Source organism: Nocardia sp. CA-107356 (assembly GCF_050946365.1).
Classification (GTDB): domain Bacteria; phylum Actinomycetota; class Actinomycetes; order Mycobacteriales; family Mycobacteriaceae; genus Nocardia.
Window position 1 is genome coordinate 4,409,107 of the sequence record NZ_CP191992.1, and the last position, 13,970, is coordinate 4,423,076.

General features: G+C 62.9%; 11 protein-coding genes. 5 read left to right on the forward strand and 6 right to left on the reverse strand.

Annotated elements, in window-relative coordinates; genetic code table 11:
- Positions 1-614: 614 nt before the first annotated feature.
- On the reverse strand, positions 615-1,739 hold the full coding sequence (locus ACQP1G_RS19755) for a hypothetical protein (RefSeq protein WP_433206362.1): 1,125 nt from the start codon (positions 1,737-1,739) through the stop codon (positions 615-617).
- A complete protein-coding gene (locus ACQP1G_RS19760; protein WP_433206365.1) occupies positions 1,705-3,306 on the reverse strand; it encodes a hypothetical protein in 1,602 nt (533 codons plus the stop codon). Before ACQP1G_RS19760 ends, ACQP1G_RS19755 begins: the two co-directional genes overlap by 35 nt.
- A gap of 903 nt (positions 3,307-4,209) precedes the next feature.
- Between ACQP1G_RS19760 and ACQP1G_RS19765 the strand changes: the two genes are divergently transcribed.
- The 4 genes from ACQP1G_RS19765 to ACQP1G_RS19780 all read left to right on the forward strand — a co-directional run bounded on the left by ACQP1G_RS19765 (position 4,210) and on the right by ACQP1G_RS19780 (position 6,177).
- On the forward strand, positions 4,210-5,070 hold the full coding sequence (locus tag ACQP1G_RS19765; RefSeq protein WP_433206368.1) for a hypothetical protein: 861 nt from the start codon (positions 4,210-4,212) through the stop codon (positions 5,068-5,070).
- Positions 5,071-5,095: 25 nt separating this feature from the next.
- Entirely contained in the window at positions 5,096-5,536 is a 441-nt protein-coding gene (locus ACQP1G_RS19770) for a transposase (RefSeq protein WP_433206371.1), read from the forward strand.
- Complete coding sequence (locus tag ACQP1G_RS19775) at positions 5,536-5,685, forward strand: hypothetical protein (RefSeq protein WP_433206374.1); 150 nt, start codon at positions 5,536-5,538, stop codon at positions 5,683-5,685. Before ACQP1G_RS19770 ends, ACQP1G_RS19775 begins: the two co-directional genes overlap by 1 nt.
- A gap of 114 nt (positions 5,686-5,799) precedes the next feature.
- Positions 5,800-6,177 carry a PPOX class F420-dependent oxidoreductase gene (locus ACQP1G_RS19780; protein WP_433206377.1) on the forward strand — a complete coding sequence of 126 codons (378 nt, stop codon included), beginning with the start codon at positions 5,800-5,802 and terminating at the stop codon, positions 6,175-6,177.
- A 1-nt stretch (position 6,178) separates the two neighbouring features.
- Here the strand turns inward: ACQP1G_RS19780 and ACQP1G_RS19785 are convergent, their stop codons facing one another.
- Positions 6,179-6,442 carry a helix-turn-helix transcriptional regulator gene (locus tag ACQP1G_RS19785; protein WP_433206380.1) on the reverse strand — a complete coding sequence of 88 codons (264 nt, stop codon included), beginning with the start codon at positions 6,440-6,442 and terminating at the stop codon, positions 6,179-6,181.
- A gap of 37 nt (positions 6,443-6,479) precedes the next feature.
- A complete protein-coding gene (locus tag ACQP1G_RS19790; RefSeq protein WP_433206383.1) occupies positions 6,480-7,349 on the reverse strand; it encodes a hypothetical protein in 870 nt (289 codons plus the stop codon).
- A 565-nt stretch (positions 7,350-7,914) separates the two neighbouring features.
- Here ACQP1G_RS19790 and ACQP1G_RS19795 point away from each other — a divergent pair.
- Positions 7,915-9,492 carry a LacI family DNA-binding transcriptional regulator gene (locus ACQP1G_RS19795; RefSeq protein ID WP_433206386.1) on the forward strand — a complete coding sequence of 526 codons (1,578 nt, stop codon included), beginning with the start codon at positions 7,915-7,917 and terminating at the stop codon, positions 9,490-9,492.
- 511 nt (positions 9,493-10,003) lie between these two features.
- Here ACQP1G_RS19795 and ACQP1G_RS19800 read toward each other — a convergent pair.
- On the reverse strand, positions 10,004-10,801 hold the full coding sequence (locus ACQP1G_RS19800; protein WP_433206389.1) for a reverse transcriptase domain-containing protein: 798 nt from the start codon (positions 10,799-10,801) through the stop codon (positions 10,004-10,006).
- 160 nt (positions 10,802-10,961) lie between these two features.
- The gene (gene ltrA / locus ACQP1G_RS19805) at positions 10,962-12,689 is read right to left on the reverse strand and encodes a group II intron reverse transcriptase/maturase (RefSeq protein WP_433206392.1); all 1,728 of its coding nucleotides are present in this window, start codon (positions 12,687-12,689) and stop codon (positions 10,962-10,964) included.
- Between the last annotated feature and the right edge of the window lie 1,281 nt (positions 12,690-13,970).

Genomic DNA, 13,970 nt, shown 5'->3' on the forward strand with positions numbered 1-13,970 from the left:
CGGAGGTCCTGCGACGGGTCGCTGCACTACGTGATGATGCACCGATCACCTGGAGCATTCTTTAGAGCTGAATACCAGCCGCCGAACCTGACCAATGTTTCCTATCCGATGATGACCGTCACCGGCGCATCTTCCCTGTTGGCGTGTGATTCCGTGCGGGAAGGCACCGCTGCTTCGAGCTGAGCAGACCCCTCTTCAGCTACTCCCGGCACGATGCCCAGCGAGACGCAAGCGATTAGCCGGGCACCTGGACCAGTGACGGGATCCCGGGATTCGGTCCACATCGGGTGGACCGAAATAATGGGGTCAGGTCATCAGAGCTTGGCCGAGCACCGGTCCTACCGCCAGACCTCCGATTCCGCTAAGTGTCACGCAGCGGTGGGTTCTGATGCTGCTGTCGTTGGTTGCCCGAATACCTTTGTGGGATTGTAGGTTTGGCGGGTTTGCGGGCAGTGGTGGAGCTGGCCCAGCATCTTGTTGAACAGTGTCGGATCGCTGCGGCGTGGCGGTCGCCGTGGTCTCGGCGGTGGCCCAGATTCAGCCGACGGCGGCGAGCTGGTCGTTATTGATGCGTCGGTGGCTGATGTCGGCGACACCGCATATCGAGTCGGAGCTCAGAAGACCGGCGGCACCGGGAAGAAACGATCGATAACGGCCCGAGTAGAAGGCTGTGCACGCACCATCCCGGCGATTCCCAGATCCTCGAACGATTCTTCCGCTGCGGGGAATTCGATGTTGTTTGTCACGACGATTCCGCTCAGGTCGGTGATTCCGAGATCGATTCCGTGGTTCATGATGTCGTGAGGAATCGGGGGAGTGTTGTGGCCGGTCGGTATCTCGAAACCGAGGATCGCGTGGAGCACCTCGTGCGCCACCGCGAATCCGATCGAGCGTCCGATCACCTGTATGGCCAGGTTCTTCAGACGCGGATCGGTCATGTTCGCGGTCTGCAATGCCTGCACGGTCAGCCGAACGGTCTCGCCGACGTCGATCCCGGTGTTGTCGTCGAGCGCGCCGGGGTAGATGTCGATCGCCTCGTTCGGATAACCGGGGCCGACGCCCGGCGCTGTGGGCGTGCTTCCCAGAAGACCGGGGACGGGCGGGTTCCCGCGGAGGGTGACGGTAGTGGCATTCCCGGCCGCGGGTTGCCCGCCCGCGAAAGACGCAGGCAGGCTCTCCACAAAGGGCGGCATCGCCCACACGAGCCTGACATTCGCGGTGCGCAGCAGGTAGGCGGCCGTAGCCCGGGCAATCCGCAACACCTCGTCCTTCACATCAGCGACGACCAACGCGGCCAGTGCGACGTCCAGGGCAGCGGCGTCCTGACGGATCTCCACGAACTGTGGCACCGAGATCGGAATCCTGATGCTCGCCCTGGTTTTGCCGGAGGCATCCTCGACGATGTAGTCGATGGCGCTCAGACCCGGCAGGACCCCCGTGACTGTGGTCGTCGTGCCGACGCGATGACTGATCTGGGTCCGCGTCGCGTCCTGACGGACAAAACGTCCCCGGCCGCCCGACGGCATATTGCGTACCGTCACCTCCAGGTCGAATGTATTCGACGTATCACCTGACGACGGCCCGAAGGCGCGACCTTCGGTGGTGGCGGGGGCAACCAGATTGATGACAGGGCCGCTAGTGGCCTCGAGCGATTCGGTGGTGACCCCGCCGAGCAGTGAGTTCGACCGTTCGTGTAGTTGCGCCTCACTGATCTGTCCCTGTTCGTACGCACGACGCACGTTCTGCAGCTGCGCCGCGATCTGACTGGGCGATGTTGTTCCGCACATCCGCGCTACCGACTTGACCGAGCACATCAGAGGCAGTCGAGGACGCGCCTGTCGGTGTCGTATCACGCACAGCACCCGAGCTCTCGTCATCGGGCGAGGTGATCGGGGCGGTGCCCGAGCCGGCGGTGGTCGAGCCGTCACCGGCCGACCCCAGGGGCACACCAGTGCGCGCCGAGAGGACGCCGCGCAGGAGATCACCCGCGAGCCGGTCCATCGCCGCGCGGTGCTCACGGGTTGAGGAGAACGCATCCTTGGTCGCGTTGCCGATGAACTCCAGCAATTCGGCACCGTGGCTCAGATCTCGGAAGATGTTGGGCGTCGCCAACACGTCTAGTGCTGCCGAAAGCCCCGTCGGGTCAGGCAGGCCGGTCGGTGACTGGATGTTGACGATCGGTGCCGGGAGGTCCGCTGGACGGGTATCTGGGCGATCGCGGCGGCTTCCCGCGGTGATCGGGGCGATCTCGGGCGCCTGTCCGGCGCAGTCGGTCTCGGGTGTACGCAACCGCTCGACGTCGAGCTTCTCGGTCGCATTGCAGCAGGACAAGAACACCTCCGCAAAGACACCGCGCGTCGGGAGCGAGACCAGACGCTTAGAGACGAAGTGCGTCGGCGTGTCCTGTTCGATCAGCCGCCGTCCCTCCAGCAACGGAAAGGCGACATAGTTACCCTGCACCCCAACGGGTTTGTTCAGGATCCGGTCGATCAGCGGCAAGCCATTGAACGTCAGCCGGTCGAAGCGCATGGCCCTGCGCTCCGGATCTTCATTGAGCCAGATCAACCGAAGATAGAACAGAGGCCGTTCTTGAATATGTGCGACCAGCTCCGTCAGCTCGCAATAGTCGCGCTTCTGTTGCGTCAGAGCGGAAGCGAAATCGATGTTGGGTGGTGCAAGCTGAAACGCAGCGCTCGGGTTGTCCACAGACAATTCGGTGTCGACCGTGTCCGCCACGGAGATCTGAACATTGCGCCGCTGCGGGAGAAAGCGGTTGACATCGGTTCGGGCGATCAGGTCGATCCGCTCGATCTTGTATCGGATTCCGAGCTCAATCGCCTGCTCGACCAGATTCGCGAAAGAGCCGAACTGGCGGGCGGCCGACGTGATCGCTTCTTCGGGGTCGAAACTGACCCGCAGTTCCTCGATGCGGTCGAGTCGCACCGGATCACTGGTGTATTCGACGAATCCGCTGCCGGGTCGTCCCAGAGGCCGCAGCGGAACGAACTGGCCGTCGTCGGTCGTGATCGCGAGGTCGATTCCCGGCCGAACGTTCTTGTCGATGTTGATCCGCCAGCGTGACGCGGTCGCGAACTCCGCTTCCGCGCCGAAGATCTCGGGGCAATGCAGCAGGCGCCGCAGCGCGTCGAAGTTGTCACGAAATCGCGGTGGCACCACGCTCTGCAGAACAGACTTGTGTCGGTCCAGGAATCGAGTGATCGGCGATGACGGGTTGGCATGGAACTTAGCGAACTTCGGGAGCGTATCGAAGATAGCGTTGTCGATCCCGTAGGGCACCAGCAGCACCGGCTGTTCTTCGACCAGTTCGGTTCGTACCTCGTAGTTCGAGATGACTTGCGAATACTGCACTGTCATCGCGTGATTGCGGTTGTGGTTACGAACGGTTCGGGTCTGGATCCGCTCGCTTTCGCGTTGGACCGAGGTCGTGACCACGGTGGATCGGCGCGAGCGCAGAGCGGAAGAGCGCTGCACAATCCGATCCGAAACCTCCTGAACGGTATCCGCCTGCAGGCTGCGACGGCCTTCCGTCGAACTCGTCGTGCCACCCCCGCCACCACCGAAGGAGATCAAACCGAAATCGATGGACAGTCCGCCGCCTCCAGAGGCGCTCAACCCGCTCTGGCTTTCTTCGAGGACGGAATCCACGCTCTCCTCGATCACCCGATCGTGATGCTGCTCATGTGCAAGTCGCTCGGCCGTACCGGTGCTGTCGACCCGACTGTCTCGCTCAGTGCGAGTCCAGTCGATGAAAGCGAGGTTGACCTGCTCGCAGGGAGCGAGTGCGAGCGAGTACAGCACCTCGCCCAGCGCTCGGCCGCGTGGAAACCAGCCGATTCGGTACTTGTTGACGAAACCGAGCACAGGCTGTGCTGCGCGTACAGCGTAGGTCGACGCACTCTCGTCTTGGTAAGGAATCGGCCCCAGAATCCCTTGTCTCGGAAAAAGCGAGGAGCTCGTCACGAGGACTGCTGGTGCCGTAGGTTGCTGCGCTCGTACGATCTGACCGAAGAAGTACTGGCGCGTCGGTAGATCAGTATTCGGCCGCAGGCAGCAGTTTCCTTCGATGTGCTCCTCGTTCAGACCGAAGCTTGCCGGCGAATTCGATAGGTCGTCGGCGTCGGGATCCACGACGGGCTCGGCTTTTGCGCCATCAGGCAACCGCATGGCTTTTGTCGAAAACTGTAAACGGTGCGGGAGGGCGAGTGCCTTGTTCGCGCCGAGCTGGTTCTGCGCGATCTCGAGACGCAGTGGTTCGACGCGACCTTCTTTGCCCTCTTCCGGCATGCGCAGGACTTCGACGGCGAGATCGCGGAATTCGTCGGCACGGATGTGGCCGAGATCGACCGATGCATAGCCGTGAGCGTCCGCGGCACGCTCTGCGAGGGTCACGTCGTTACCCTTGGCATCACGCGCCACAAGCCGGAATCGAGCTCCGGCAATCTCTGCTCCGGCGTCATCGGCGAACTGCAAACGTACTCTGCCGTAGGTCTCGATCGGCCGGTACTCGTTCTTCCGCCGTTCGAAGGCTCTCGCTACCCAATCGCCTCGGTCGATCGTGGCGAAGGCCCCGGTCCTGCCAACGACCCGAGCATCCGATTCGACTATCGAAACCTCGTCCGACAGCCGAGGGAGCGCCACCGGTGTTTCATCGATCCGTGCACCAAGACCCAGCGCCGCAGCGATTTCCGGCATTGCTCGGGCGTCGTTCTCCAGCTCGACTATGGCGTCTTGCATGTCGTGAAGTCGGTGCCGGAAGGTTTCGATCAGCTCACTGGCCTGGTCTTCCACACTCCGGGGGTGATCTTCGGGGACTGGACTTTCCCAGCCGGAGGACTTGCGGAACTTGCCGGTGTCCATGGCACCCCTCTCTCAGACGATTGCAGTTTCACGGAGTGGCTTTCCGGGGGTGATGCAACGAGGCAAGAGGGCGTGATGTGGATCACTTATGTGGCATGTTACTCGAAGTGGCGCTCCGGGTGTCCGCATCGGGTCGCAGCTACGCGCAGCTTGCCGGGCGGACGGCCAGAGCTGGCCGAATCTGTTCGATGAGCCGGCCGATCACACGATCGGCTGATTGCGCGGGCTGACCACGAAGATCCATTTGATCACCGACGGCGCGGGCGATGGCTTGTCGGTGCTGGTCACGCCTGGTTGCGCTGGTGACGGTCCGATGTTGCCGGAGGTGCTCGAAGGTATCGTGGTGCCTTGCCTCGGTGGCGGGCACCACGGACGACTCTGGAGGAATTGCTCGGCGGCGTATTCCAGCCGCGGCAACCGGGACTGGCTGCGGCGTCACGGAATCAAAGCAACCATCCCGGTCCCGATCGACCAAGCCACCCATCGCCGCAACCGCGGCGCGGTCGGTGGTCGACCACGGGCGTTCGACCCGATCGCCTACCGTGACCGAAATGCGGTCGAACGGGGTATCAACCAGCTCAAACAGCATCGGGCCGTGGCGACCAGGTATGACCAACTCGCCGTCCGTTACCTGGCCATTTCAATACCGATCCGCTGATGCGCCGGGTGATGAACCCGGACGGGTATATCGAGCACTTCACCGAATACGCCGAGGGCGGGCACTTCGCCGCGTTGGAGCAGCCGCGGCTGTTGCTCGATGATGTCAGGACTTTCTTCCGGGGCGTATCGGGGGCTGAAAGGCGGTGATGGGGCGTGCGGTGGCCCGCCCATCACGTGTGTGGTGGTACGTCAGGACGCGTACGAGCGAGTTCTGTCCGCAGTCGGATGTCTCAACCATCGGCGCGGCCTACCGTTTTCGGTATGACGTGGAACGAACTGAGCACCAGCAGCTTCGCGCTGCTGACCACCTACAAGAAGGACGGCACGCCGGTCGGCACACCCGTGTGGGTGGCTCCGGACGGCGACCGGATCGTGGTCTGGACCAACCCGAAGACCTGGAAGGTCAAGCGGATTCGCCGCAATCCGGAGGTGGTCGTGCAGATATGCGACGGCCGTGGCCGCCCGAAGAGCGAGGAGAAGTTCGCGGGCAAGGCCGAAGTCCTGGATGCGGACGGAACTCAGCGAGTCCGCGATCTCGTTTCCCGTAAGTACGGGCTCATCGGCACCGTGGTGATCCGGCTGCACAAGCTGTTCAAGGGCGCGGACGGCTCCGTCGGGATCGCGATTACGCCGGAGTAGATCAGGCCGATTCCGCGAGCCCCGCCGAACGCCAAGTATCGGCGAGTTCCTGCAGCGGAATCTCCAGGGCCGCGGCTAGCGAAACGATCGTCCCGAACGCGGGTGTCGGCAGCCGTCCGGTCTCGATCTTGCGCAGTGTTTCCGGCGAGATGCCCGCCGCCTGGGCGATCTGGGCGGGGTCACGATCGGCGCGCGCGGCCCGCAATCTGGCTCCGAGGCGGCGACCGGCCTCGACCTGGGCGGGTGTCAGCGGAAGTCGGACCATATGACCAGACTATGGGCGGTATTTAAATACCGCAAGCTCAGCTGTTGAACTTTACCCGGAGGGGACCGCCGACACTGTTGAACAGCAGATCCCCGTTCGGAAAGAACTGGACCATCGCGTACGCGCCGTTGCCGAGGTTGCTCTGCCCGAAGATGGTGCGGTGCACCGTCTTTCCGGACTTCCAGTCGAGTCCGGTCACCTCCCAGCCGTCGGCCCTGGTGTATCCGTTGACGAAGACGATGCCGGATTTACTGCTCTCGGTGGGCACCATGCTCGTGGAGACCACATCGGCGCGCGACCACACCGAGGTCCAGCGGTGGTCGGATGGATTCCATTGGAACCGTTCGATACCCGACGGTGGCGCGAAGACCGGCCCACCCGCGAGCACATCGACGAGTCGGTCCAGCGCACCCTCCGGCCGGGCATTGTTCACCACGAACGCACCGTAGCCGTCCACGACGACCGACTGCTCGCTCTGGATGAATTCGGGCTGCGGATTCAGCCCCGCCGTCACAGCGATCTGGTCGGCGATCCGATTGGATTTGGTGCCCGGCTTCGGCTGAAAGCCTTCGGGAATGGTGTCGCGCCAGAACGCGACCAGTTTCATCCGATCGGCCCCGTCGGTGAGTACGACGAGCCGATCGTCCTTGCCGTAGCCCATGAGCGTGGGGGTCGAGCCGGTGCCGATGCCGAACTTGACCGCGGGCGGCTGCCTTCCGAAATCGTAGGGTGCGGCCCACGCGCCGTCGGCGGCATCGGCGGACAGCGTGGATCCGGTCCACACGATCTTGCGCATGATCTTGTCGGAGGCGGCGTAGATGCCGCCCTTCTCGTCCACCGCCATCGCATTGGAGACCACTTCATCGGCACCGAAGTATGGGGGAATGTCACCATGTTCGACCCGCACGGTTACGTCGAACGACTGAAATCGTCGTCTACCTGCATAATTCGCGCCGCAGGGGTCGGCCGCCAGCGGCGCGTGCCGGAGGGCGCGCGGCGCCGGCATCCGCCAAGATCGATTTTTGGGGGAATCGGGGGGAATTCTCTGTCCCCGGCGACCGGTCCGAGGTTGATGCTTTGGCAGCTGGCCGACTGCTAGCAAACCAACCACGAATCCGTCGCAGAACATCGGCGTGTCGCTTCCGGTGTCGGTTCGTGTCGCCCACGTTCGACAGCATCGCGGCTGCCCTCTGCGAGGGTTTGTGTAGGGCGCCATGACCGAAGATGTTGCGGCTGAGCAGATCTGGTGGCATTCTGACCAAGCAGCTTTTGTGCTGATGGTGCTTCTCACCTCAGCCGCGTCGAGGGTCTAGATCGGCGCGATACCCGGTAACCATATGAACCACAGAGTTCCTGTGGTGCCGCCATCTGTGACCCAATCTCTGCATCGCGCTCCACGTAGCGCACGACGCCTCGGAGGTCTGCCGTGACTTCGCCTGCTGCCCCATGCGATTCCGATAAGGCCGCCTGACATGGGGTATGCGAACAAACGAGAAACGAAGAAGGACGGGCTCTTCTGGGAGGCCCGATACAAAGCAGAAAACGGCAAGTACAAGCCAATCGTCGACGCCGACGACAAGCCAGTCCGGTACTGGACGCCAGAGTCGGCCAAGGTGGCAGCCGACCGCGCCGAGATCGAATTCGACATCCGGTCGAACCTGGCCGTTCCAGCGGCACATCCAACCCAGCTGAACGATCCTGACGATCAGTCCTTTGAAGACTTCGTTAACGAATGGCTGGACGGGCAGGACCTGGCCGAGACCACGATTGCGAACTACGAATGCCACATCCAATGTCATCTGCTGCCCACCTTTGGCCACATTGGCTTGAAGAGCATCAAAAAGGGTACTGTCACCGCATGGGAGGGGAAGCTGCGCGCCGCGGGATATGCCCCTGACAGCATCCGCACGTACCGTGCACTGCTCCACGTGATCCTCGAAGATGCTTTGGATGAACAGAAGATCCCGAGCAACCCCGCCAAACGCAAGCGCGGCCGCGGCCAGCGTCGGTGGGAGGAAAGAGACAGCGCTCCCGCGAAGGTGATCACTGACGCATTCGGTGCCCTGCTGATCGCGGAGCGAATGGCGTTGCTGGCTGGGCGTGACGACGAGTTGGTGTTCGAACTCGTGAAGTTCTACACCGGGATGCGCTTCAGCGAACTGCGTGGACTCGAACCCGAATTCGTGCGCGACAGACTCATCGATGTCCAGTGGCAGTTGGTTGAGGTGAATGGCCGACGGATTCGTCGCAGGCCGAAGGGCGGGCGGACACGCGAGGTACACCTGCCAGAATTCCTGTGGCACATCCTGATCGACTTCATCGCCCGCACTCAGCCGAGGCCCTGCGCCTGCCACGGCCGGACATACGTGTTCCGGGGCCACGGCAAGCAAAGGATCCGAAAGGGCGGTGTCACCTTGGGTGCAATCGCACAGCACCTGGGTATCTCGCTGAGCACAGTCTCGCACGCCATGCGACCCGACGGTCAGGTGGCGGAAGCGACGCGACAACGCGTGCGTGATGCCGCCACCGAACTCGGCTACGTGGCGTGGGCAGAACGCGAGGTAGCCGACCACTACCGGAGGGAACGCTTCCGCGCCTCCCTGTTCATGCCCGCGGTCTCCGGTGTCTACCCGAAGCGTGGAAAAGCCCCGGCGCGTCCAGTGCCCATTTCGACCATAATATTCCCTGGTGTGCCAATTCGGGGACGCGATGCAAGCACTCGTGCCGATGGTGTGTGGGAGCCCATCGCGGAAGGCATGACGCCACATGGGAATCGACGATCTCACCGCACGAACCTTGTCGAGCTGGGTACACCGAAGAAGCTCATCGATGCTCGGATAGGCCACAGCGACGGGTCAGTGCAGGCGACCTACACCGAGATCACACAGGTCATGATCGACAAGCTGATGCGCGACCTAACCGACGTATGGAACGACGCGCTGGATAAGCGACTGGCAATGTGTCCCACGTCGCCGGTCCCGATGTTGAACGACTTGCTTCAAAGACGAGCGAGTGAATTGCGGCGGCAGGATCTCCGGGTCGCTGTTTAGAGACTGACCGCGCTACCGGCGCCTGGGCTCGGACAACTACCGTTACGAAGGCGGCCGGGTCTGTGCCAACAAACCCGTGCGCGCGGACTATCTCGACACCGTTGTCTGGGACCACATCACCGCCCTGCTGGCCGACCCACAACTGATCCACGCCGAGATCGACAAACGCCTGTAAACCGCGAAAACATCCGATCCCGTTGTCGCCCAACGTAAACGGATCGAAACCGCGCTGGCCAAAGCGCGCGTTCGGGCATCACCGCGATGATCGAAGCGTTCGGCGAACAACTGATCACCATAGACGAGCTGCGCACCCGCATGCCCGACCTACGCGCCCGCGAAACCGGCCTGCGCAACCAGGTCGACGCCCTCGACACCCAACTCGCCGACCGCGACGCCTACCTCGCCCTTGCCGCCGACCTGCAAGGCTTCCTCGCCCAGCTCAACAACAACGCCGAAACCGCCACCGTCGACGAACGCCGCCGCGTACTGAAACTGCTGATCAAAGACATCCTCATCGGACCGGAAATATCACCATCCGCCACCGCATCCCCATCCGCGAACGAACCAGCAACAGCACACCCTCGGCGACACCGACCAGGAGGGCAGGCATTGCCAACTGCGTTGGGGACGTAGCGACCCCGCCCTGAGGTGCACCCGAGAGGGTGGTACCCCATTTCCAGTTCTCCAGGTATCCGGCGCTCAGCATGTTGCGCAGCAGCCGCAGGAAACGATTGTCGTAGATCTTCTCCGCCACGATCTCGATCTGTATGTCGTGGTCGAGCGAGCCGAAGCAGTCGGCGATGTCTCCTTCGAGGAACCACGCGGTCCCGGTCCAGATGTTGTCGATCTCCCGCAACGCGGTGTGACAGCCTCTGCCCGAACGGAATCCGTGGGATCGGTCGGAGAACGTCGGTTCGTAATACGCCTCCAACAGCAGGCGCATCACCTCACCGACGAGTTTGTCCGACCAGGTCGGCAGACCCATCGGGCGGGTCTTGCCGTTCTTCTTCGGGATGTGCACCCGCCGGACCGGACGAAACCGGTAGCGCTCGTGGCGCATCGTATCGATGATGCGATCGATCTTCGCCCGGGACATGCCGTCCACGGTTTCCGGTGTGACCCCAGCCGTCATCGCGCCGTGGTTGGCGTAGATGCGCCCGTAGGCCAGCAGATACAACTGCCGGTTGAACAATTGCCGAAACAACTCCTCACACGGCAGCTTCCGCCTGCCGCGGTCACGCAGGACACCCAGCACCGGTGCGGCGCTCTGCATTTCGCATACCTCCCGATCATCTGGTGTCCGATTCACCTGGTCCCCTTCGCCCTGCAGACGGCTTTCCCGTCCTCCCTGGCCGGGCGTGACTCCGGCGACTACTAATCGGGTAGGACCGGCGGGTTGCCCCGGCCGGTCCCCCTCAGAACCGGACGGGCCCGTTTCCGGGCATCCGGCTCAAGCAAGCCGCGAGGGCTCACGGGTGTGCAGAAGTGCTTGCCGTGCTTGCCTTTCGGAGGCAGTGAGCGTGTGCGAGACGGAGTTGAGTTTCGTCCGGTCCGCCGGGCCCGACAGTGACCGCGATGTAGCGTTTGCGGATCGCATGGCGGGTCGTGCGTATCCACTGCTCCCATTCATCGGGAGAGCGGGGCTGGTGGTCGGCGCGCAGGAGGAAGTCCCCGCAGAGAGGGCAGCGTCCGTGCTGTTGGTGTAGCAGCCTCAGTGTTTGCCGCCCGAGCGGGGTCGTCAGCCTGCGGCGACGGTCTGCCCAGTATTGGGCCAGGTCCGGGTCGTCCGGAGACGCCGTGCCTTTGACCATCACATGCCGGACGATTTTCGTCCAGGCGAACTTGTAGAGATAGAGACCGCTGACGCGGTCCCCGAACACCCACCGATTCTGACTGGCTTTATTGAATTGACCGAAGTAGCGGTCCACCACCCACCACCTCGATTTCTTCGGGTGACTGTAGCGTGCCCACCGGAAGGTGAGCCGCCACATGTATGCATCCAACCGGGAGAATTCCCGCGTGGATACCACCCCTCGGTAATAGGCTGCCCACCCTCGCACGATCGGGTTGATCGCGCGCAGAACCCCAGCAGCATTGGAGCCACGGAGAGATCTCATCACGATGCGCAGCCGTTTCCGGAACCGTCTCACCGCCGTTGTGCTGGGTTTGATCAGCAGCTTGCCGGAGTATCGGCGAACGCTGAATCCCAAGAATTCTATTCCTGCGTCGAGATGGACGATTCTCGTCTTTTCCTCGTTGAAGGCCAACCCTCGGGGTGCCAGCCATTCGGCCAGCTGTGCCTTGACCTGTTCGGCCTGCTCACGTGAGTGACACAGGGCGACCATGTCGTCGGCGTAACGTACCAGCATCGGCGAGCCCGGCTTGCTCTGCCCGGCATAATTACCGGTCAGATAGTAGCGGACTCCAGCGGCTCCCTCCAACCCGTGCAATGCAACATTCAATAGCAGTGGACTTATCACACCGCCTTGCGGAACACCGTCCTCGGTCGGTGCGAATCGTCCTTTGTCGATCAATCCCGCTTTCAGCCACTGCTGGATCATTCCCCTCGCGGGGAAATTTCCCAGCATTGTCATCAGGTGATGGTGGTCGATTTTATCGAATGCTGCGGTCAAATCCGCATCCAAGGCCCACAGTTTGCGGGCTTTGCGGCCGCACGCTGCTTTGAAGAGGGCCTCGATCGCGTCGTGACAACTCCGACCCGGCCGGAAACCATATGAGCGTGGCTCGAACCGGGCTTCCCACTCGGGCTCCAGTGAGTTGCGGACCCGTGCTTGCTGCACGCGGTCGGCGATCACCGGTATCCCGAGACCGCGGAGTTTGCCGTTGGCCTTCGGTATGCACACCCGCTTGACAGGACGGGCCTGCCAGGGCCGTGACGACGAGTGCAGTCCCGTCGCCAGCTCGGCCCTGGCCGGGGAGGTCAATGCGACCTGCCCGTCGACGCCCGCCGTCTTGCGGCCGGCGTTGCGCTGCGTGACCTGCCTCACGCTGACCAGCGTGTTGGCGTGGCTGCGCAGCATCAGCTTCTGCAAATTACGGACCTTCTTCAGGTCCTGATCCCGCGTCGCCTTGAAGATCCGCTGCCGCAGACGCCGTACGTGATCCTCGTGGGCACACCAATCGATGGCGTCCCAATCGAGCCCGTCCTCCGGTCCGTTCACCTCGACGGCCACCATCGAGTCCGGCAGCGTGTTTTCCGTCATCGGTGTCCAACTTGCCCTTCGGTTCCGGCGCTCCGGTATCGGAGCATTCAACAGCTCACCTGGTCCACGTCAGCACCCTTGCGGGTCCGGGCAACGCCCGTATCCGGCCAGTTATCCCGAAGACACCGACGGAGGGGTCGGCTACCGGTCTCCGGGTTTCCTGTCGCCTTTCGACGCACCGGCATTCGCTTGTTGGACCATCTTGTTCCCACTGAGGAGTTGGGCCTTCCTCACGGTCGGCTTACCGAACAACGTTGGCTGCAAGCAGCTTTCGCTGTCCGGACCTCAGCCGGGGTTTCCACGTTCCGCACATGTGAGACACGACCGGGGTGGGCGCCCTCTTCATCCCGGGACGGTGGTGCTCTCCCGCTAGGGCCTCGAACCTTCGCGGCACCCGCCGCTTCCCAGCGGCCAGTCCTGTTCCCCCGCTACCACATCCCATCGGCGGAGGTGACGGTGACGAGACGTCAACGAGGATTCACTGCGCGTTCGCCCGTCCGATCTTCTCCTGGCCTGTAGTCCCCGGATGGAACGAGAACCCTTGGGCCTTCACCTCGATGCTCCGCACCCCGCAGTTACCCGCGACGCACGCCGAGGTCGGAGACAAGCCATGAGCACTGGCTTGGAACTACATCTTCGACATCGAACCTCCATTGATGTGTTCACTCACTACGTGCGACTTCGTGTCGCACCGAGGCCTCCGTCGCCGTAGGACTCGCGTCCCGTAGGCGATCCCGCGTTCGTGCGTGTCGTACGTAGCAGCGTGACGTAGGCGCCCCACTCATCTCCTTGAACACCCTCGCTGGGCGTCGCCCCGCGCTCTGGAGGTTGCGTCGGCCACCATCGACTCCGACGCAGAGCACGGCACCGGTTTCAGCGGTCGGTTTCCGGTGGATGGGAACTTGCATCGACTGGAGATTGGGATTCAGGCAATCCAGCTTTCGCCCTATCACGCGGGTCCCTCCGGCACCCCGTCCCCGACCACTGGGCCCGGTCACCGGATTCTCTGGCATGCTCTTGTCCCGTTAACCTTTCGGCATTCGGACAGCACGTGGATCTTCGAGCCGGTCTTGCCTCGGTCGACCGGGTTCGTGCCGGTCATGGATCCCCCTAATGAGATGTAGCGGGCCAGTCCGATCGGGCAGACTCGCTGCCGGTAGCGGCTGGTGGGTGAGCACTGTTTGGTCCCCTAGGACCTCGAGTCCTGAAAAAAGATCGTGCCCCCGCCAGTCGACCGGGAGGATGGATCGCTGA

What these genes read in the sequence shown, in the direction of transcription:
- ACQP1G_RS19775 (WP_433206374.1), top strand. Translation starts at nt 5,536, where the DNA reads ATGCGCCGGGTGATGAACCCGGACGGGTATATCGAGCACTTCACCGAA.
- ACQP1G_RS19780 (WP_433206377.1), top strand. Translation starts at nt 5,800, where the DNA reads ATGACGTGGAACGAACTGAGCACCAGCAGCTTCGCGCTGCTGACCACC.
- ACQP1G_RS19785 (WP_433206380.1), bottom strand. Translation starts at nt 6,442, where the DNA reads ATGGTCCGACTTCCGCTGACACCCGCCCAGGTCGAGGCCGGTCGCCGC.
- ACQP1G_RS19795 (WP_433206386.1), top strand. Translation starts at nt 7,915, where the DNA reads ATGGGGTATGCGAACAAACGAGAAACGAAGAAGGACGGGCTCTTCTGG.
- ltrA (WP_433206392.1), bottom strand. Translation starts at nt 12,689, where the DNA reads ATGGTGGCCGTCGAGGTGAACGGACCGGAGGACGGGCTCGATTGGGAC.